The organism is Sediminibacillus dalangtanensis, from assembly GCF_017792025.1.
GTDB classification, from domain to species: domain Bacteria; phylum Bacillota; class Bacilli; order Bacillales; family Amphibacillaceae; genus Sediminibacillus; species Sediminibacillus dalangtanensis.
The window spans coordinates 2,388,652-2,406,113 of the sequence record NZ_CP046956.1 but is presented as its reverse complement, the minus strand read 5'-3'; the positions used below and the strand labels follow the sequence as shown (position 1 = coordinate 2,406,113).

The window sequence follows — 17,462 nt, the reverse complement described above, 5'->3', positions numbered from 1 at the left end:
AGCACGGTGCTCATAGGCTTGTCGACAAAAATTACATAGTCAAGGAGGAATCGTTCATGCTTAAAAGATTTTGGAAGAAGTGCAAGGAAGAAAAAGGGTTTACATTGGTCGAGTTGCTCGCAGTTATTGTTATTTTAGGAATTATCGCAGCCATCGCTGTTCCTGCTATCGGCGGGATTATTAGTAATACAGAAACAAAAGCGGATGAGGCAGAAATCGACATGATTATCGAAGCTGCCCGGATTGCTTATGCTGCCGAAGAATTCACAGATGAAATCACGGTGGACGAATTAGTTGAAGGTGATTATCTGGAAGAAAAAGACAGAACGGATTTGCCAAGTGGCAAAGTAGTTTACAATAGTAATCCTGGAGAAAATGAACATAGCTTTGAGTTTGAGGAAGATTAATTTTGAATCACTCTGAGATCCCTCTTAAGGGATCTCTCTATATATCTTACATATAGGAGAACATGATGACAATCTTTTACCTCTGTTATTTTTTTATCCTCGGTTTGATTTTTGGCTCGTTTTTCAATGTTGTCGGTATGCGGGTCCCCAGGCGGCAGTTGTTCGCAAAGAATCGCTCCTATTGCCCGCATTGCCTCCATTCCTTAAAATGGTATGAGCTGATTCCCGTCCTGTCCTATCTGTTGCAAAAGGGTCGCTGCCGGCATTGCCGCGGCCGCATTTCACCGATATATCCTGTGACTGAATTGGGAACCGGCCTGTTGTTTGCGGCATGCTTCTGGCATGTTGGATTTCAAGTGGAACTTTTCGTCGCCTTGCTATTATGCTCGATGCTCGCGATCATTCTGGTATCAGACTTGCGATATATGGAAATACCTGATCGTGTACTGTTATTTTTTTTGCCGCTTTTTTTAGCAGGAAGAATCATTAGCCCGCTTGATCCATGGTGGACTCCGATCATTGGCGGTATTACTGGGGTTTTGCTGCTTGCAGCCATCATCGTTGCCAGCCGAGGCGGAATGGGCGGCGGGGATATGAAACTATTCGGCGTATTGGGAATCGTACTGGGCTGGAAAAACGTGTTGCTGGCATTTTTTGTTTCCACTGTTTACGGAGCAGTGATCACGCTGGTGCTGCTTGCCATTAAACGGATAGAACGGAAAAAACCGGTTCCCTTCGGACCATTTATCGTGCTCGGGAGCCTTACGGTCTATTTCTTTGGTGATAAACTATTCAACTGGTACTTAACATCTTTTTTCTAAAGTAGGTGGAGCATGTTTCAGAAAAATAAAAAGCAAGTCAATTTGATAATCAAGGATCAAGCGATTCGATACATGGTCACAAATCAGCCGACACTCACAGGAGTTATCGACTATGGAGAAATACAGCTGGACGTCGGTATCATCATGGACGGGAAAGTTTCAGATCCGGAAGGCTTTGCGGCTGCCTTGCATATGCTGGTGTCCAATAAGAAATGGAAAAATAAACCGTTATCTTTCTGTGTACCTGATGCCTCTGTAACCATCCGGGAACATTTGGTGCCGAAACAATTGAAAAAAACAGAGATAAAAAGCTATATTAACATGGAGTTAGAAGAAAGCATCCGGCTGCCCTTTTCTGATCCGGTGTTCGACTTTGTCGTCATCGGAGAAGAACAGGAACAAGTAAAGATACTATTGTTCGCCTATCCAAAAGAACGAATAAACGAATATTTGCATGCGTTCAAGCAAGCCGGTCTTCTCCCGGTTGTGGCGGATCTTTCCTCGTTATCGTTATACCGTCTTTATAACGAGCTTGGCTATGCAGAGGAAGGTGACCATCTGCTGTTGGCACAGTGGGGAAGGGATTCAGCGGTGTTGACGGCTTTCAATGAAAACAAACCGGTTTTCACCCGTCAAATCAAATCTGTCCTGCCCCAAGATTCCTGGCAATTCAGCCAGGAAGCGAAAGAAATAACCTGGCAGGGAAGTCAGAATGAAATCGCTGAATCGATTGATGAACAATTAACCTTGCTGGAGAGGTTTTTGGATTTTTATCAGTATTCCGTCATGGACGGAGAGAAACAAATCAACAAATTGCTGCTTTGCGGGGATTTCCCTTTTTTGACAAAAGTCGAGATTTATGTGAAGGAAAATTATCGTATGCCCATAGTCACCATCGATGAATTGGAAGAGAAAATACAGGTTCCAGGCAAGTTTGCTGATGTGCTGGGCCTATCGATAAAAAAGTGATAGGAAATCAAGGTGGGAGCTGCCGATGACGGTTGAAATTAATTTTATTGCACAATCAAAGAAAAAACGCTTTGTTCCTGTTATTGCTGTCCTTTTGCTTGTTTTTCTGGTTGCCTGTACCGGGTTGCTTTATTGGCAGCGATCTTACATCGATAGCCAGGTGGACGATATGCAAGTACAGTGGAAAAAAAATAATACCGCACTCAATGATCGAACTGGCAGCCACAATCTACAACGACAGCGGAATGAGTTGGCGGAACGGGTGCAAACTGTAGAGACAGCGTTGTTTTCCCAAAGGGACTTAATGGAGGATATAACTTCCCTTTTGCCGGAAAACGATTATTTGTCAAACTTTGTTTACGACCAAATAGATGGCGTAAAACTGATCATGGAAGCTGACTCGCTCTCCGGGGCTGCAGCATTTTCGGAAGCATTGACAAACCAGCCATATATTGAGGAATCCAGTTTGATCGATGTTTACCCTCAGGAAACGAAAGAGGGCCAAATCTATCAAACTAGTTTTCGATTTAAGGTGGATCCAGAAAGATTCAAGGAGGTGATGGGTGATGGCGAATAATCACCGTCTCCTTCTTTTGTTGACGATCCTCTGTGCTCTCCTTATCGTGGGTGGCTTTTACGGTCTTGGTTATCATTATTATGTGGCTCCGGCAACAGATAAAATGAAAGAGCTGGAGGATGAGGTACAAATACAGAACCAGGCATTGCAACGAATTGAGTCTGGAGCCGATGCTACAAATCGTCCGGAAACCTCTGGAGCATTGCAATTAAAGCTTCCGATCGACAAAGAAATCGATCAAATCCTTGTCATGTTAGAGGGGATAGCTGAATCGACGGGGGTATCTCTTAAAGAGTTGGTTGAAATTCAGGAAACTGAAGAAAAAGCCGGTGAACAGGAAGATTCAGAGGCATTGGCAGAGATTGATAGCTTCGCTTATGAATTGCAAGGGGAATCGGAACAATACGAGGCAGTTGACAATTTTCTTCAACTGTTGGAAAAAGATGAACGCCTTTTGAAAGTCAATCATCTGGAAATGACTGCGGACGAGAATGGTTTTGCTTTCACTGTTCATATCCAAGCTTTTTATGCCCCTGATTTGGACGGTCTGCTGAAGGAAAGCCCTAAATCCGACCCAACGACAGAAATGGATACAAAGCCCATTTAAAAATAATGGCGGAAATTAACTAAAACGAAGAGCATTTGTAGAAAAGAGGAGAGTTGTCTTAGACAATTCTCCTCTTACTTTTTGCCTTCCGTGTGCTAGAGTTGAAAGAAATTCTAGTAGAAACGGGGAAATTGGAGTGGACAAACATAAACCGATCACTGTACGAATCAATGACAACAAAAGGAAGCATGTCAACGCCAAACACCATGAATACCCGGAAGAAAGCAAGAAGACCATCAATGAACAAGCTGCTGCTTTAGAGAAACATTTACATGGTTCTGCAAGTCCGCTTTTCGAGAGCCCGATAGAAGAGGGTACCGGTACAAGCGATTGGTATCAGAAGAAAACACCTGGTAAAAGAAAGCTGCCCGGCATTTATAAAGTGTTTCTTTTTGCGGCATTTGCAGCTTTAGCGATTGGACTGGCTTTAGGTTTTATTATGCTCCGAATGTTTGCCGGTATTGATGAAGCAAGTGATCCAGAAACATTGCCCTCGTCCTACACAAATCCTGCAAACGATGATCCAGGAAAAGAAACAGCTGAAAAAACCAACGGCTTGAAAGGAATGGAGGCCTTCGTTATTCAAGGGGGAGTGTTTTCATCAAAAGATAAAGCGGAGGCATGGCAGAAAAATTTCACAGAAGCTGACTTTCCCTCGATGGTATGGGAGCGCGAAGGGCAGTATTACCTATTTGCAGGAGTAGCAGACACAGAAGCCGCTGCCAAAAAAACAGCTTCAGCGATGACAGAAAATAAACTGGAAACCTATGTAAAACCCTGGCAGACAACTGCCACCGAAAAAGATCTCACAGAAGGAGAAGCTGAGTGGCTACAGCAATTTCCTCCATTATGGCAAGACAGTGTGAGTGCTGGAGGGGAGATAAATCGTGAGGAGTGGAACGATTGGTTGGGTTTGCTTCCGAAAGATGCTGCGGAAGCGCTGGTACAATTGCATGATCAAGCGGAAAAGCTGACAAACGAAGCCAACGCTTTGTCTCCCGGTGAAGTACAGATTGAACTGCTGTCTCTATGGAATAAAGCCGTCCAATTGTAATAGTTTAGATATATATAACGTTTAGAACGGTGACGTTCATTCAAATACCTGATTAATGACAGAAAAAAACCTTATTTGCAACTAGTAAAATAACCGGAAATCGTTTTTTATCCGGTTGAATGCATGTTATTTTCTCGGTTACAATAAATGTACTCAAATACCCAACGGAAAGGACACTTAGAATTGCAGCTTATTTTAGCCTCCGGGTCACCGCGCAGAAAAAAACTACTGGAACAGGCTGGTTTGCAGTTTTTAACAAAAATTCCCGATGTAGATGAACAATCGGTTACTGCTAGTGATGCTTGCCAGCTTGTGGAAAAATTGGCCGTAATGAAAGGAGAAAAGCTGTCCCCTGCCAAGAGGGAGGTAGTGCTTAGTGCAGACACGGTGGTCAGCCAGCATGGACGGATTCTCACCAAACCAGAAAGCAGGGAAGATGCATTTGCCATGCTTTCTGAATTGAACGGAGAGACACACCATGTATATACAGGAGTCTCTATTCGTTCGCAGGACAAATCCACTGTTTTTTCCGTTGTAACCAAGGTCACCTTCTGGGAAATGACCGATGAACAACTGGCTGCTTATATCGCTACTGGTGAACCTTTTGACAAGGCTGGAGGATATGGTATCCAGGGGAAGGGAGCGTTATTGGTTCAAGAAATTCATGGTGATTATTTTAATGTGGTCGGCCTACCCCTGTCAAAGGTGGTCCGCGAGCTTGAGCACTTCGGAATTGTCCCTTCTTCATCCGGGTAGTTGAGGTTTTATCTAAAAGGGGCTGATAGATGCTATGGTGCAAGCGGATGTTACGTTGAAACATGTTCCCAAGCAGGACAGGCCAAGGGAACGACTGATTGAAAAGGGTCCGGCGACGTTATCGAACCAGGATTTACTTGCCATATTGCTTGGTACCGGTACAAAAGACGAATCGGTCACCACGCTTTCCCAACGTGTATTCATGCATTTCGAGGGGCTTCATTTACTTAAGGACGCCACAATCGAAGAATTGACTGCAATCAGGGGAATTGGTACAGCCAAGGGAGTGTTGATACTGGCAGCCATCGAATTCGGTAAACGCCTCTATCGTTTTCGCCCGGAAGAACGCTATGTCATCCGCAGTCCAGAAGATGGAGCAGATTATATCATGGAAGAAATGAGAAACCTCAATCAAGAACATTTTGTTTGCTTATTTTTAAACACCAAAAATCAAATCCTCCACAGACAGACGATCTTCATAGGCAGTCTGAATGCATCGATCGTCCACCCTAGAGAAGTGTTTCGCGAAGCGGTAAAACGCTCTGCTGCTTCTATTATTTGTGCACATAACCACCCATCCGGAGATCCCTCTCCTTCCCAGGAAGATATCCATGTTACCAAACGATTGTCTGAGTGTGGCAAGATGATCGGTATCGAACTTTTAGACCATTTGGTAATCGGCGATCGTAAATTTGTCTCATTGAAAGAAAAAGGATATCTGTAACACTATCTATTTTTAAATTTTTTTCGTATAATTATATAGGCGGATGATACAGTCAGCGCCATGCTCAGGATTTTTCCCGGGTTTGGCGCTTCTTCTCATGCAGCTTTAGCTTTGTGCGTGGGATATGGATGGCAGTCTGTCTGAACAGGAAAACCGTCAAACGAACTGCAATGGGATTAATTGCAAGTTATGTCGGTAATCGATATAGTAAAATATACAAAAGAATGTAATGAATGATTATGAGATGTGTTGGAAAGGGAGATTTTTTTGGGAAGATTCAGTTTATCACAAGACTTGGGTATAGATTTGGGAACGGCGAACACCTTGGTATTCGTCAAAGGCAAAGGTGTCGTCGTACGAGAACCTTCAGTTGTAGCCAAAAACACAGCGACAGGTGAGATAGAGGCAGTTGGCAGCTCGGCACGAAACATGATCGGGCGTACGCCGGGAAATATTTCCGTGATCCGTCCGATGAAAGACGGAGTCATTGCCGATTATGATACGACCGCTGTCATGATGAAATACTACATTAAAAAAGCGCAAAAAAATCGGTCGGCTTTTGCTCGCAAGCCGAATGTCATGGTTTGTGTACCTTCCGGAATCACAATGGTGGAGGAAAGGGCAGTTATCGATGCTACGAAACAGGCAGGAGCGAAAGATGCATTTCCGATTGCAGAACCGTTTGCTGCTGCAATCGGTGCAGGCCTGCCTGTTTGGGAGCCTACTGGAAGCATGATTGTCGACATCGGGGGAGGCACTACGGAGGTCGCTATCATCTCACTTGGCGGTATTGTGACAAGTCAATCTATTAGAACAGCGGGCGATGATATGGATGATGCGATCATTCAATATATTCGCAAGCAATACAACCTGATGATCGGTGAACGCTCATCGGAATCCATCAAAATGGATATTGGTTCGGCAGGTCGTCCTTCTGAAGTGGAAGAGATGGATATCCGTGGCAGGGATTTGTTGACAGGCTTGCCCAAAACGATCACCATATCATCTGACGAAATTTCTTCCTCTTTGCAGGATACGGTATCTTCCATCGTTGAAGCAGTTAAAAATACATTGGAAAAGACTCCTCCTGAACTCGCAGCAGACATCATGGACCGGGGAATTGTCCTGTCAGGCGGTGGCGCGTTGCTTAAAGGGTTGGATGATGTCATCAGTGAGGAAACAAAAATGCCGGTATTTGTTGCGGAAGAACCTTTGGATAGTGTAGCTATTGGTACAGGCAAGGCATTGGAGTACATCCATCACTTTACCTCCCAGCCTAACGTATCCAGTCGATCCTCGATGAAATAAGTAGGTGTTTAATTGATGTCTTTTTTTAGAAGAACTCGTTTGTTTATCATTTTAATTGGTTTTATTGTACTGGTTGCCTTAATCGGATTCTCTTTGAGCGACCGGAGCAATCTGACAGTGGGCGAGGAATTCTTGAAGGATACGGTCGGATGGCTTCAGGGAGTGGTCCACCGGCCGGCAGAGTTCACCAGCAGTATTTTTTCCAATATTGATGAAATCAAACACACGTATGAAGAAAATCAACTATTGAAGGAGCGGCTGGCTGATCATAAGTCGCTGCTCTATGAAATACAGGAACTAAAACAGGATAACGAAGAATTGCGACAAATACTGGACAAAACCGAGTCTATTTCCGATTACGAACCGATTCAGGCTTCTGTAAGGAGTCAAAGTCCGGAACCCTTTTTCAAGGAAGTCACCATCAATAAAGGGGAACAGGATGGCGTCAAAAAAAATATGGCAGTCATTACCGGGCAAGGTATGGTCGGCAAAATCCAATCAGCTGCCGAGTTTTCTTCCACTGTCCAATTGCTGAGAGGCTTTGATGGATCCAACCGGATTTCTGTAACGGTTTCCCAGGAGGACAAAGAGGACGAGTCAGGGTTTATCATTGGATACGATGAAGAAAAAGAGGCACTGATGTTAAAGCTTAATTCCTATGAATCGGAAGTGGAAGAAGGTGCCTTAGTCGTTTCATCCGGTATGGGCGGGGTATTTATCCGCGGCCTTGAAATAGGGACAGTGGAAGAAGTTACCCCGGACAAATACGGTCTTACCCAAATGGCTTATGTGACTCCTGCAGCCGATGTAGATAACATGGATCATGTGATCGTCGTCAATGCAGCAGAAGGAAATCAGCAGGAGGAGGAGGAATAATGGTAAAATTCTATCTTCCTCTTTTTCTTTTACTCCTGTTGGTATTGGAGGGTGTCGCCGTTGATTTCCTCCCGAACAGCCTGGTAACCGGCCGCTGGATGATTGCAGCTCACTGGGTGTTGCTATACTTGGTGTTAATCAGTATTTTTTACGACTTGGAAAATACATATGTATCGGTGTTATATGCCATCGCCTTCGGTTTGATGATTGATATTGTTTATACCAGCGTTTTAGGCGTTTACATGTTTATCTATCCTTTAGTCGTTTATGGAATTCACGGGTTGAAAAAGCTGCTTCACACCAACTTTCTGGTGGCATTGGTGCTTTCCGCCCTTGCAGTTGCTCTTGCAGATACTGGTGTTTATATTGTGTACTCCTTTATTGGGTTGACCGAGCTGCCTTGGCAGGATTATTTCTATATCCGTCTGATTCCGACGCTTTTGGCCAATGTGTTGTTTTTACTCCTTATTTATCCATTGACTAAACAGAAGTTGGTCAAGTGGTCAACGGACCGTTTCAACTCTACTGGAAAGCTGTAAGATTTAAGGGGATATCATAACTCCAAGAAAAGATATTTATTAAAAAGGTTTGAGGTGAATGATCGTGGCAGGCAGCAAGCAACTAATAACGATAAAAGGAACTCGGGATGGTCTTACCCTGTATATTGATGATTCATGCTCATTCAGTGAAATGCTTACGGAACTCGAAGCAACCCTGTCTACTAATCACGTGGCAGAAGATGAGCCAATGATCACTGTGACCATCCAACTGGGGAATCGTTATTTACATGAAAATCAAGAAGAACAACTGCGTGAGTTGATCCGCAGTAAAAATAAATTGGTCGTTCAATCGATCGAATCAAATGTCATTTCGAAAAAGCAGGCACTGGATTGGCTGGAGGACAGTGAAGTCAAAGTGGTTAACAGAGTAGTCCGTTCGGGTCAGGTAATCGAGGTTCAGGGGGACATGTTGTTGATCGGAGATGTAAATCCTGGCGGAAAGATTATGGCCAGCGGAAACATTTTCGTGATGGGGAATTTACGGGGAGTCGCCCATGCAGGAGTGCCCAACAATCGTGAAGCGGTGATTGCCGCTGCTTACATGAAGCCAACCCAGCTGCGGATAGCTGATTACATCAGTCGTTCCCCGGACTATGAAACAGAAGGCGTTTACATGGAATGCGGAATCATCGACCACGAGAAAGAAAAAATCATCATAGACCGTCTTCAGATTCTGGCACGAAAACGTCCTGATTTAAACGGGTTTGAAAGGAGAATGATACATGGGTGAAGCAATCGTAATTACTTCTGGTAAGGGCGGTGTGGGTAAGACCACCACAACGGCCAACATAGGTACTGCGCTCGCGTTAATGGAGAAAAAAGTTTGTCTGATCGATACGGACATCGGGCTTCGTAATTTAGACGTTGTCATGGGTCTCGAAAACCGGATTATTTATGATATCGTTGATGTTATCCAGAAGCGCTGTAAGTTGAAACAAGCGCTGATAAAAGATAAACGATTTGATTGTTTGTATCTGCTTCCTGCTGCCCAGACGAGTGATAAATCGGATCTTACTCCTGAGGGGATGGAAGCAATTGTTGCTGAATTGAAACAAGAATATGATTACATTTTAATAGATTGTCCCGCAGGCATCGAACAGGGTTATAAAAATGCAGTTGCTGGTGCAGATAAGGCGATTGTCGTGACGACACCAGAAAAATCAAGCGTGCGGGATGCAGACCGTATCATCGGTTTGTTGGAAAAAGAAGAAAAAGTGGAGCCGCCTCATTTGATCGTTAATCGCATCCGGAATCATATGGTGAAAAATGGCGATATGCTTGATGTGGATGAAATAGTACAAATTCTGTCAGTTGAATTACTGGGGATAGTCGCAGACGATGATGAGGTGATCAAAGCTTCCAATCACGGCGAACCCGTTGCTTTTCACCCGAATACAAAAGCATCACTGGCCTATCGGAATATAGCTCGGCGAATTCTCGGCGAAACGGTACCACTTTTGTCGCTAGAAGAAGAAAAAGGCATGTTCGCCAAAATGAAAAAATTCTTGGGGATGCGTTCCTGATTCTGATACGTTTGTTTCCAATCTCTCAACCTGTCAATACAGGTTGAGAGATTTTTTGATGCGTTTTCTATCTAACTGGTCATTGCATCTTCGTTTTCTGCAGGCACGGTCTTACTCTTGTGGAAAGGAAGCGCCATTTTCTGCACGGGGTTAGTCGCTCCTAGTTCTTAAAAGCAAAAACCACTTCACTCCTGGTTCTACAAGTTCCCCCTGTTCCCGAAGGATTCAGCGTATGCTGCCTGCCTACCCTGATAGAGTGTTGCTGAAATTGGGGTTAAGAGACTTCCATGGAACTTACTGTGCCGCATCTCACAAGAACAAAAAAACGGTTTCGCAGCATCGGAGTGGAACGAAGTAGATAGAAAGGATGAAGTTTAGAAGGCACAGGAGGTTTTGGAGAGGTATATCTGTTTTCGCTGCTTCATAGACTTGTACAAATCCCGCAAAGGAAAGTGAAGCAAATGAAAAAAGATGTCAGGCAAATTCGAAAAAACATTGCTAAAAGAAAAAAAGAACATCCATTGAGCCACTCGGTTCCGGATAAACAAGTAGTGGCTCCTTTCCCGCAAGAGGAAGAAAAACATGGTTATCTGCCTTTTATCCCGAGTCAGGGTCAGGGGACAAGCCCGAGTTCACGCCGAGAAAGTTTCGCTGTCACTCTAATATTGAAAGGAATACTAGCAGGCGTCCTGTTTTTTGGTGTTTCCATGATACACCAGTTGGATGCTGACTGGGTTGAACGTCCCAAGCAATGGACAACCCAGGCCTTTTCTGAAGAATTTCCGTTTGCTTCCGTGAATGCATGGTACCAAAATAAATTTGGCAGCCCGTTGGCAATGGTACCGAACCAGGAAGAAACGGAGGAGCTTCCAGCTGTTCTACCAGTGAACGGGACAGTAAGCCAGTCATTTCAATCAAATGGAGAAGCGATCCGGATTGCTGCCAATGAAAAATCTGAAGTTGTCGCAGTAGAAGATGGAACGGTGATTTTCGCGGGCAAAAAATCGGATACTGGAAAAACTGTCATCGTCCAACATGCTGACCGAAGCAAAAGCATCTATGGATATTTGACCGATATCGATGTTTATCAATATCAATTTATTGGAGATAATCATGTGATTGGGCAGTTTGATCCAGTAGAAGGAGAAAAACAAGACATTTACTTTGCAATACAAAAAAACAACCAGTATCTCGATCCGGTCCAGGTGATGCAAGTTGACGAGCAGCCATAACATGGTTCCTCAACTGCATATTCACCCGATATTATGGTTGTTCGCACTTACGGCCGTCCTGACTGGTACACTTGCAGAATTTCTGATTATATTTTTTATTGTGATCGTACATGAGCTTGGCCATTACTTTACAGCGAAATGGTATGGCTGGCGGATAAGAAAAATCAATCTCTGGGTATTTGGCGGAGTGATGGAAACGGAAGAACATAGCAGCAGGCCCATCAGGGAGGAAGCTTGGATTGTTGCCGCCGGACCGCTGCAGCACCTTTGGATATACGCGCTGCTGTTTTCATGTAAAGAAATTTCCGTAGTACCCGCTTCCCTCATCGAAATTGGCTTTCTATACAACACGACCATCTTATTATTTAATTTGCTGCCGATCTGGCCACTGGACGGGGGCAAAATGGTATTTTTGTTATTATCCTATTTTTTGCCTTTTAAACTGGCTCACACCATGACAATCGTCAGTTCGATTGCTTTTTCATTGTTCGCGGCTGTCTCGTTTGTTCTGTTTTTCCCATTCACATTGAGCGCTGTCATGCTGACAGGTTTTATATTATGGGAAAATCGATTAGAATGGAAACAGCGTTACTATATCTTTTTGCGGTTTCTGTTGAAACGTTACTTAACGGCAACTCCAGAAAAACCGAAAATCCGGCCGGTTACCGTTGCCCCCAGTACAAGATTGCTTCACGTGTTTTTTCAATTTAAGCGTGGACAAACACATCATATTTATGTGAAACCAGCCAAAAGGGATTCCGACTGGCTGGAAGAGCAAACCTGTCTACATGCCTACTTTAAGATGAAGCAGCACCAGATGAGTGCAGGTGAATTACTTAGCCGCTCCAAGTGAGGATGAAAATCATTGTTAACCATTTATATACAAGCACAAGCAACAGAAAAAGTCGGAATCATTGAAGAAAATGGAGAAATCAAAGAGTTTGTTGTCGATCGTCCAGGTTGGGAGGATCAAGTCGGAAATATTTATCAGGCTCAAGTTTCTAAAATCGAAAAGGGTCTACAGGCAGCCTTTGTCGATTTTGGTTCCTCAAGACCCGGGTTCTTACTTAAAAAAGAACTGCCTGAAGGTAAAAAAAATCCAGAACGCAAACTGGAAAATATGTTAACCCAGGGTCAGCGTCTGTTCGTGCAGGTCCAGAAGGCGGCATATGGTGAAAAAGGAGCAAAGCTTACTGCCAATCTTACCCTGCCGGGAATTTCGATTATATATATGCCCTTTGGAGGCTATGTGGCTGTTTCCAAAAAAATTGCCGAACCACAACGCAGCGAATGGAGAGAAAAGTTGGGAACCATTCTTAACCAGGAAGAAGGGGTCATCATCCGTACCAGTGCTGCCCAAACCGATTTCGCATTGGTTGCGGAAGAGTTGAACAGGCTGCGCCGGCAGTGGAAAGAGATTTCGGGAAAAGCAGTGTCTGTCAAAACTCCTTCCTGTATATTTGAGGACCAATTGATTCCCGACCGACTGCTGCGAAGTTTCGCGCCGGAAAAAATGGATAAAGTGGTGATTGATAGTGCGAACTTGGTCCGAAGCGTCAGACAAGCTTTCCCTGCCTTAGCAGAAAAAACAGAATGGAAGAAAGACCTGATAAAGGAACTTCCTTACTCTGTGAATCAACTTTTTGAAAATGCAATCAGGAGCCGTGTCAAATTACCTAAAGGGGTAGAGTTGTACATAGATCAAACGGAAGCATTGACAGTTATCGATGTCAATTCTGCTTCTTTCACGGGAAGGAACAGTAAACAACATACCGCAGTGAAAACGAACCGCATAGCGGCCGAAGAGATTGCCAGACAGTTGCGATTGCGGAATATTGCTGGTATCATCATCGTGGATTTTATCAACATGGATAAAGAAGAAGACCGTTCCGAACTGATCCGCCATTTTCGACAGCATTTGACTGATGACCCGATAAGGACCGAAATTTACGGATTTACGAAACTCGGTCTACTGGAGATGACCAGAAAAAGAGAGTCGTATTCTCTGTCTTATTTGCTTCAGGACAACAGTAATAGCGGATTGGGGCTTTCTGCTTCAACGCGTGTCTACATGCTGGAAAGGGATCTGTACGATGCATCTTACAGCGGAGCCGATGCAGTAGTGGTGGTGGCAAGTTACGAATTCATCAAGTTATTTTCACAGTTGCTTTCCCTTCCAGAACTCTCGGCTAAATTGGGCAATTCGTTATACATGGTTACCGACAACAGTCTGAGAGCAGGTTATCAAATTGGCTTTGCAGGCAGCCAGAAGCAGGCGGAAGTGTACCTCGGAGGCAAAGCGACAGAAAGTGTTGACAAACTTTTTTAAACTATGGTAACATCAGTATGTTATTCATCGTAGCACCCGATGCTACAACCGCTCAGAACAGGTCGATAAGTCAACCTCGTTGACACCTGAATGGCGAGTCTTAGTTTAACGAGGAGGTGCAGAAGTATGTACGCAATTATTGAAACTGGTGGTAAACAAGTGAAAGTAGAAGAAGGCCAAGCTATCTACGTAGAAAAAGTAGAGGGCGAAGACGGCGCTACTGTCACTTTTGATAAAGTACTTGTAGTCGGTGGAGATGACGTGAAAGTCGGCGCTCCATATGTAGATGGTGCTACTGTAACTGCTAAGGTTGAAAAACAAGGCCGCGGCAAAAAAGTAACTGTCTTCAAATACAAGCCGAAAAAGAACTACCATCGTAAACAAGGTCACCGTCAGCCTTACACCAAACTGACCATTGATAAAATCAATGCATAAGGTTTGATAGTATGATTAAGGTGGCTGTGTACCGTAAACAAGGCAATATCCATGCGTTTGAATTAAGCGGTCATGCTGATAGTGTATCAGAAGGCTATGACTTGGTCTGCGCTGGTGTTTCAGCAGTTTCTTTCGGATCTGTAAATGCCGTTATCCGTCTTTGTGAAATGGAACCTATCATTGAACAAGCTGGGGAAGAAGGCGGTTATTTACGGATGGAACTGCCTGAAAACTTAACAGATGAAACAAAAGCGAAAGCATATTTACTGCTTGAGGGTATGATGGTATCCTTGGAGACCATAGCAAGAGACTATGGGAAGTATATTACCATCTCTGAAAAATAAGGAGGTGCAAACCAAATGCTACGTCTTAATCTACAATTTTTCTCTCAGAAAAAAGGTCAAGGTAGTACGAAAAACGGCCGTGATTCCGAATCGAAACGTCTTGGTGCCAAGCGTGCAGACGGACAATTCGTAACAGGCGGCTCTATCCTTTACCGCCAACGCGGTACAAAAATCTATCCAGGTGCTAACGTTGGACGCGGCGGAGACGATACGTTGTTCGCTAAAGCTGACGGCATCGTTAAGTTTGAACGTGTGGGACGCGATCGCAAAAAAGTGAGCGTGTATCCAGAAGTACAAGAAGCTTAATGGAAAAAAGACCCTAACCAGTAGAGGATAGGGTCTTTTTTTGTGCCTGTATAGGAAATGATAAATGTAATGGACTGTGGATAATTATTGGCTGAAACAGCCACGTCCAGCTCCAGCGCCTACCCCCTCGAGGTCTTAAGCCCACCCTCTGTGTGGCAAAAAGCGCCACGCCGAGGCTGTTCTTAAGCTTGTCGGGGGTGAGCAAGGCGCGTGCGCTTTTGTTCTGCCTGTACATAAACAGAATATAGTCCTGTTTTCGTTCCCTTGCTTTTTTGCTATAATTTTGATAACTGAGTGGGGGGCGGATAACAAGATGGAACCGGAAAAGGTCGTAGAGCTATTAAGTCATTATCGTCATGATTGGATGAATGCGATGCAGTTGATTAGTGGCTATGCCTCAATGGGGAAACTGGATAAAGTGAAGGAGAAAATCCACGAAATCAATGCTGAAATGGAAAAGGAACGGCGGATTTCAAGTGCATGCTTGCCGCAGACAGCTTTATGGGCCATAAGTTTTAACTGGCATCACAGTAATTTCCGGCTTGATTACGACATTTCGCTGGAATCAAACGGGTATTCTATATATGATGAAGAGATAGCGTCCTGGCTAAATAAGCTGATAGAGGTAATCGGCCGGCATACAAACGAAATGGAAATGTACGAGGGGAATCTTACCCTTCATTCCGACCAATTGAATCAATTGGTTGTATTGTTGGAAATTTCAGGGGTGTACGATACACCTGAAAAAATGAGCAAAGAGCTGTCTGAACTTGACGAACGATTTTTCGTTACGGTCTCAGAAGCAGAAAAAAATCGGTGTACAGTCAAATGGGTGTGCAGCTGAAGAGGTGATCAACTATGTTTGTCGATCAAGTAAAGGTGTATGTTAAAGCAGGCGATGGCGGAAATGGCCTGGTTGCTTTTCGGAGAGAGAAATATGTACCGATGGGCGGACCTGCCGGAGGAGACGGCGGGAATGGCGGAGATATTGTGTTTGAAGTGGATGAAGGATTGAACACATTGATGGATTTCCGTTACCAGAAACACTTTAAAGCAAAACGCGGAGAAAATGGCATGAGCAAGGGACAGCACGGAAAAAATTCTGAACCATTAGTATTGTCGGTCCCACCGGGAACAACGGTGAGAGATGATGATACAGGGCAAGTCATTGCCGATCTCGTGGAACACAAACAGCGAGCGGTGATTGCCCAAGGCGGACGCGGCGGACGGGGCAATATCCGGTTTGCAACTGCGAGAAATCCTGCACCGGAATTGGCTGAAAATGGGGAGCCCGGACGGGAGCGCTATATTCAAATTGAATTGAAGCTGATAGCTGATGTTGGGTTGGTCGGCTTTCCTAGTGTGGGGAAATCGACTTTATTATCCGTTGTCAGTGCCGCAAAACCGAAAATTGCCGATTACCATTTCACTACATTATCGCCAAATCTCGGAGTAGTAGAAACGACGGATCAGCGCAGTTTTGTCATGGCTGATCTGCCTGGATTGATTGAAGGTGCCCATGAAGGCGTCGGATTAGGACATCAGTTTCTGCGGCACGTGGAACGAACCAGGGTGATTGTCCATGTGATTGATATGGCGGCCAGCGAAGGACGGGATCCATACGAGGATTATGTAGCCATTAATAACGAATTGAAGGAATACGATATGGCACTGGAAAATCGGCCGCAGATTATTGTCGCTAATAAAATGGACATGCCTGGCGCCGAGGATAATTTGAAGGAGTTCAAAGCGAACATGACGGACGAATTCCCTGTCTATCCGATTTCTACCGTGACACGAGAAGGGGTACGCGAGCTATTGTTCGCTGTCGCAGATTTGCTTGATACCATTCCAAAAGAGAGTACGCCGATCGAGGAGAAAGAAGAACGTGTTGTTTATAAGTATGAGCCGGAGCAGGAAGGTTTCCAAATCACCCGTGATCCGGACGGTGCATTTGTCCTTTCCGGGGAGCGTATCGAGAAATTGTTCCGCATGACCGACTTCAACCGCGATGAGTCCGTGCGTCGGTTTTCCCGTCAAATGCGGGGGATGGGAATCGATGAAGCCCTCCGCAAACAGGGAGCCGAAGATGGGGACACAGTACGGCTGCTGGATTATGAATTTGAGTTCATTGAATAACGTACTTTCAGGCGGAGCTAGGCACGTACAAAGGGGAATAAACCAATGGCTGAAAAAGAAGAAAAATTTTATCTTGTACGAAACGACATCCTTCCTGATGCCATGAAAAAAACGATTGAAGCGAAAGCGCTGATTGAACGCGGCAAAGTGGAATCTGTATTTGATGCTGTGAAACAGGTCGATTTGTCGCGGAGTGCTTTTTATAAGTATCGGGATGCAGTATTTCCTTTCCAGGCAATGGTAAAGGAGCGGATGATCACTTTGTTTTTTCACTTGGAAGACAGGGCAGGTACATTATCCAATTTACTGGATACGGTAGCAAAAGCAGGAGGGAATATTTTGACTATCCATCAGACGATTCCGCTCCAGGGAAAGGCGAATGTGACGTTGTCCTTGAATACTTCCGCAATGACTATTCAAATCGAGACGTTGATTCAACAATTGAAACGGCTGGATTTTGTCGATAGGGTGGAAATATTAAGTTCTGGTGCTTAG

The 17,462-nt window shown here is 44.4% G+C and carries 22 protein-coding genes and 1 other annotated feature; all 22 genes read left to right on the top strand.

From position 1 onward, the window contains the following. Nucleotides 1-56 precede the first annotated feature (56 nt). The 22 genes from ERJ70_RS12170 to thrR all read left to right on the top strand — a co-directional run bounded on the left by ERJ70_RS12170 (nucleotide 57) and on the right by thrR (nucleotide 17,462). A complete protein-coding gene (locus ERJ70_RS12170; protein WP_209365123.1) occupies nucleotides 57-407 on the top strand; it encodes a competence type IV pilus major pilin ComGC in 351 nt (116 codons plus the stop codon). Nucleotides 408-472: 65 nt separating this feature from the next. After that, nucleotides 473-1,228 carry a prepilin peptidase gene (locus ERJ70_RS12165; RefSeq protein ID WP_209365122.1) on the top strand — a complete coding sequence of 252 codons (756 nt, stop codon included), beginning with the start codon at nucleotides 473-475 and terminating at the stop codon, nucleotides 1,226-1,228. Between the two features lie 12 nt (nucleotides 1,229-1,240). After that, nucleotides 1,241-2,197, top strand: a complete 957-nt coding sequence (gene pilM / locus ERJ70_RS12160) for a type IV pilus biogenesis protein PilM (protein ID WP_209365121.1) — start codon at nucleotides 1,241-1,243, stop codon at nucleotides 2,195-2,197. Between the two features lie 25 nt (nucleotides 2,198-2,222). Next, nucleotides 2,223-2,774 carry a PilN domain-containing protein gene (locus ERJ70_RS12155; RefSeq protein WP_209365120.1) on the top strand — a complete coding sequence of 184 codons (552 nt, stop codon included), beginning with the start codon at nucleotides 2,223-2,225 and terminating at the stop codon, nucleotides 2,772-2,774. Beyond that, the gene (locus tag ERJ70_RS12150; RefSeq protein ID WP_209365119.1) at nucleotides 2,764-3,381 is read left to right on the top strand and encodes a hypothetical protein; all 618 of its coding nucleotides are present in this window, start codon (nucleotides 2,764-2,766) and stop codon (nucleotides 3,379-3,381) included. The genes ERJ70_RS12155 and ERJ70_RS12150 overlap by 11 nt, the downstream gene beginning before the upstream one ends. 136 nt (nucleotides 3,382-3,517) lie before the next feature. Then, nucleotides 3,518-4,435, top strand: a complete 918-nt coding sequence (locus tag ERJ70_RS12145) for an SPOR domain-containing protein (protein WP_209365118.1) — start codon at nucleotides 3,518-3,520, stop codon at nucleotides 4,433-4,435. A gap of 183 nt (nucleotides 4,436-4,618) precedes the next feature. Continuing rightward, nucleotides 4,619-5,191: a Maf family protein gene (locus ERJ70_RS12140; RefSeq protein ID WP_245207942.1), complete on the top strand. Its 573-nt coding sequence runs from the start codon at nucleotides 4,619-4,621 to the stop codon at nucleotides 5,189-5,191. A gap of 34 nt (nucleotides 5,192-5,225) precedes the next feature. After that, a complete protein-coding gene (radC, locus tag ERJ70_RS12135; protein ID WP_209365116.1) occupies nucleotides 5,226-5,915 on the top strand; it encodes a RadC family protein in 690 nt (229 codons plus the stop codon). A 267-nt stretch (nucleotides 5,916-6,182) separates the two neighbouring features. After that, complete coding sequence (locus ERJ70_RS12130; protein ID WP_309506967.1) at nucleotides 6,183-7,223, top strand: rod shape-determining protein; 1,041 nt, start codon at nucleotides 6,183-6,185, stop codon at nucleotides 7,221-7,223. Nucleotides 7,224-7,238: 15 nt separating this feature from the next. After that, complete coding sequence (mreC, locus tag ERJ70_RS12125) at nucleotides 7,239-8,099, top strand: rod shape-determining protein MreC (protein ID WP_209365114.1); 861 nt, start codon at nucleotides 7,239-7,241, stop codon at nucleotides 8,097-8,099. Then, entirely contained in the window at nucleotides 8,099-8,638 is a 540-nt protein-coding gene (gene mreD / locus ERJ70_RS12120; RefSeq protein ID WP_209365113.1) for a rod shape-determining protein MreD, read from the top strand. Before mreC ends, mreD begins: the two co-directional genes overlap by 1 nt. 64 nt (nucleotides 8,639-8,702) lie before the next feature. Further along, nucleotides 8,703-9,389, top strand: a complete 687-nt coding sequence (minC, locus tag ERJ70_RS12115; RefSeq protein WP_245207940.1) for a septum site-determining protein MinC — start codon at nucleotides 8,703-8,705, stop codon at nucleotides 9,387-9,389. Further along, nucleotides 9,382-10,182: a septum site-determining protein MinD gene (gene minD / locus ERJ70_RS12110; RefSeq protein WP_209365111.1), complete on the top strand. Its 801-nt coding sequence runs from the start codon at nucleotides 9,382-9,384 to the stop codon at nucleotides 10,180-10,182. The genes minC and minD overlap by 8 nt, the downstream gene beginning before the upstream one ends. Before the next feature lie 461 nt (nucleotides 10,183-10,643). After that, on the top strand, nucleotides 10,644-11,414 hold the full coding sequence (locus ERJ70_RS12105; protein WP_209365110.1) for a M23 family metallopeptidase: 771 nt from the start codon (nucleotides 10,644-10,646) through the stop codon (nucleotides 11,412-11,414). Further along, nucleotides 11,398-12,267 carry a M50 family metallopeptidase gene (locus ERJ70_RS12100; RefSeq protein WP_209365109.1) on the top strand — a complete coding sequence of 290 codons (870 nt, stop codon included), beginning with the start codon at nucleotides 11,398-11,400 and terminating at the stop codon, nucleotides 12,265-12,267. Before ERJ70_RS12105 ends, ERJ70_RS12100 begins: the two co-directional genes overlap by 17 nt. A gap of 12 nt (nucleotides 12,268-12,279) precedes the next feature. Continuing rightward, on the top strand, nucleotides 12,280-13,743 hold the full coding sequence (locus ERJ70_RS12095) for an Rne/Rng family ribonuclease (RefSeq protein WP_209365108.1): 1,464 nt from the start codon (nucleotides 12,280-12,282) through the stop codon (nucleotides 13,741-13,743). Nucleotides 13,744-13,779: 36 nt separating this feature from the next. Then, nucleotides 13,780-13,854, top strand: a sequence feature (ribosomal protein L21 leader region). Nucleotides 13,855-13,869: 15 nt separating this feature from the next. Next, nucleotides 13,870-14,178, top strand: coding sequence for a 50S ribosomal protein L21 (gene rplU / locus ERJ70_RS12090; protein WP_026569819.1), 309 nt, complete (start codon nucleotides 13,870-13,872; stop codon nucleotides 14,176-14,178). Between the two features lie 11 nt (nucleotides 14,179-14,189). Further along, complete coding sequence (locus ERJ70_RS12085; RefSeq protein WP_209365107.1) at nucleotides 14,190-14,522, top strand: ribosomal-processing cysteine protease Prp; 333 nt, start codon at nucleotides 14,190-14,192, stop codon at nucleotides 14,520-14,522. A gap of 15 nt (nucleotides 14,523-14,537) precedes the next feature. Beyond that, on the top strand, nucleotides 14,538-14,828 hold the full coding sequence (gene rpmA / locus ERJ70_RS12080; protein ID WP_026569821.1) for a 50S ribosomal protein L27: 291 nt from the start codon (nucleotides 14,538-14,540) through the stop codon (nucleotides 14,826-14,828). A gap of 313 nt (nucleotides 14,829-15,141) precedes the next feature. Continuing rightward, nucleotides 15,142-15,672, top strand: coding sequence for a Spo0B domain-containing protein (locus ERJ70_RS12075; protein WP_209365106.1), 531 nt, complete (start codon nucleotides 15,142-15,144; stop codon nucleotides 15,670-15,672). A 14-nt stretch (nucleotides 15,673-15,686) separates the two neighbouring features. Next, nucleotides 15,687-16,967, top strand: coding sequence for a GTPase ObgE (gene obgE / locus ERJ70_RS12070; protein ID WP_209365105.1), 1,281 nt, complete (start codon nucleotides 15,687-15,689; stop codon nucleotides 16,965-16,967). Between the two features lie 45 nt (nucleotides 16,968-17,012). Next, nucleotides 17,013-17,462, top strand: a complete 450-nt coding sequence (thrR, locus tag ERJ70_RS12065) for a transcriptional regulator ThrR (protein ID WP_209365104.1) — start codon at nucleotides 17,013-17,015, stop codon at nucleotides 17,460-17,462.

What these genes read in the sequence shown, in the direction of transcription:
- ERJ70_RS12170 (WP_209365123.1), top strand. Translation starts at nt 57, where the DNA reads ATGCTTAAAAGATTTTGGAAGAAGTGCAAGGAAGAAAAAGGGTTTACA.
- ERJ70_RS12165 (WP_209365122.1), top strand. Translation starts at nt 473, where the DNA reads ATGACAATCTTTTACCTCTGTTATTTTTTTATCCTCGGTTTGATTTTT.
- pilM (WP_209365121.1), top strand. Translation starts at nt 1,241, where the DNA reads ATGTTTCAGAAAAATAAAAAGCAAGTCAATTTGATAATCAAGGATCAA.
- ERJ70_RS12155 (WP_209365120.1), top strand. Translation starts at nt 2,223, where the DNA reads ATGACGGTTGAAATTAATTTTATTGCACAATCAAAGAAAAAACGCTTT.
- ERJ70_RS12150 (WP_209365119.1), top strand. Translation starts at nt 2,764, where the DNA reads ATGGCGAATAATCACCGTCTCCTTCTTTTGTTGACGATCCTCTGTGCT.
- radC (WP_209365116.1), top strand. Translation starts at nt 5,226, where the DNA reads ATGGTGCAAGCGGATGTTACGTTGAAACATGTTCCCAAGCAGGACAGG.
- mreC (WP_209365114.1), top strand. Translation starts at nt 7,239, where the DNA reads ATGTCTTTTTTTAGAAGAACTCGTTTGTTTATCATTTTAATTGGTTTT.
- mreD (WP_209365113.1), top strand. Translation starts at nt 8,099, where the DNA reads ATGGTAAAATTCTATCTTCCTCTTTTTCTTTTACTCCTGTTGGTATTG.
- minD (WP_209365111.1), top strand. Translation starts at nt 9,382, where the DNA reads ATGGGTGAAGCAATCGTAATTACTTCTGGTAAGGGCGGTGTGGGTAAG.
- ERJ70_RS12105 (WP_209365110.1), top strand. Translation starts at nt 10,644, where the DNA reads ATGAAAAAAGATGTCAGGCAAATTCGAAAAAACATTGCTAAAAGAAAA.
- rplU (WP_026569819.1), top strand. Translation starts at nt 13,870, where the DNA reads ATGTACGCAATTATTGAAACTGGTGGTAAACAAGTGAAAGTAGAAGAA.
- ERJ70_RS12085 (WP_209365107.1), top strand. Translation starts at nt 14,190, where the DNA reads ATGATTAAGGTGGCTGTGTACCGTAAACAAGGCAATATCCATGCGTTT.
- rpmA (WP_026569821.1), top strand. Translation starts at nt 14,538, where the DNA reads ATGCTACGTCTTAATCTACAATTTTTCTCTCAGAAAAAAGGTCAAGGT.
- ERJ70_RS12075 (WP_209365106.1), top strand. Translation starts at nt 15,142, where the DNA reads ATGGAACCGGAAAAGGTCGTAGAGCTATTAAGTCATTATCGTCATGAT.
- obgE (WP_209365105.1), top strand. Translation starts at nt 15,687, where the DNA reads ATGTTTGTCGATCAAGTAAAGGTGTATGTTAAAGCAGGCGATGGCGGA.
- thrR (WP_209365104.1), top strand. Translation starts at nt 17,013, where the DNA reads ATGGCTGAAAAAGAAGAAAAATTTTATCTTGTACGAAACGACATCCTT.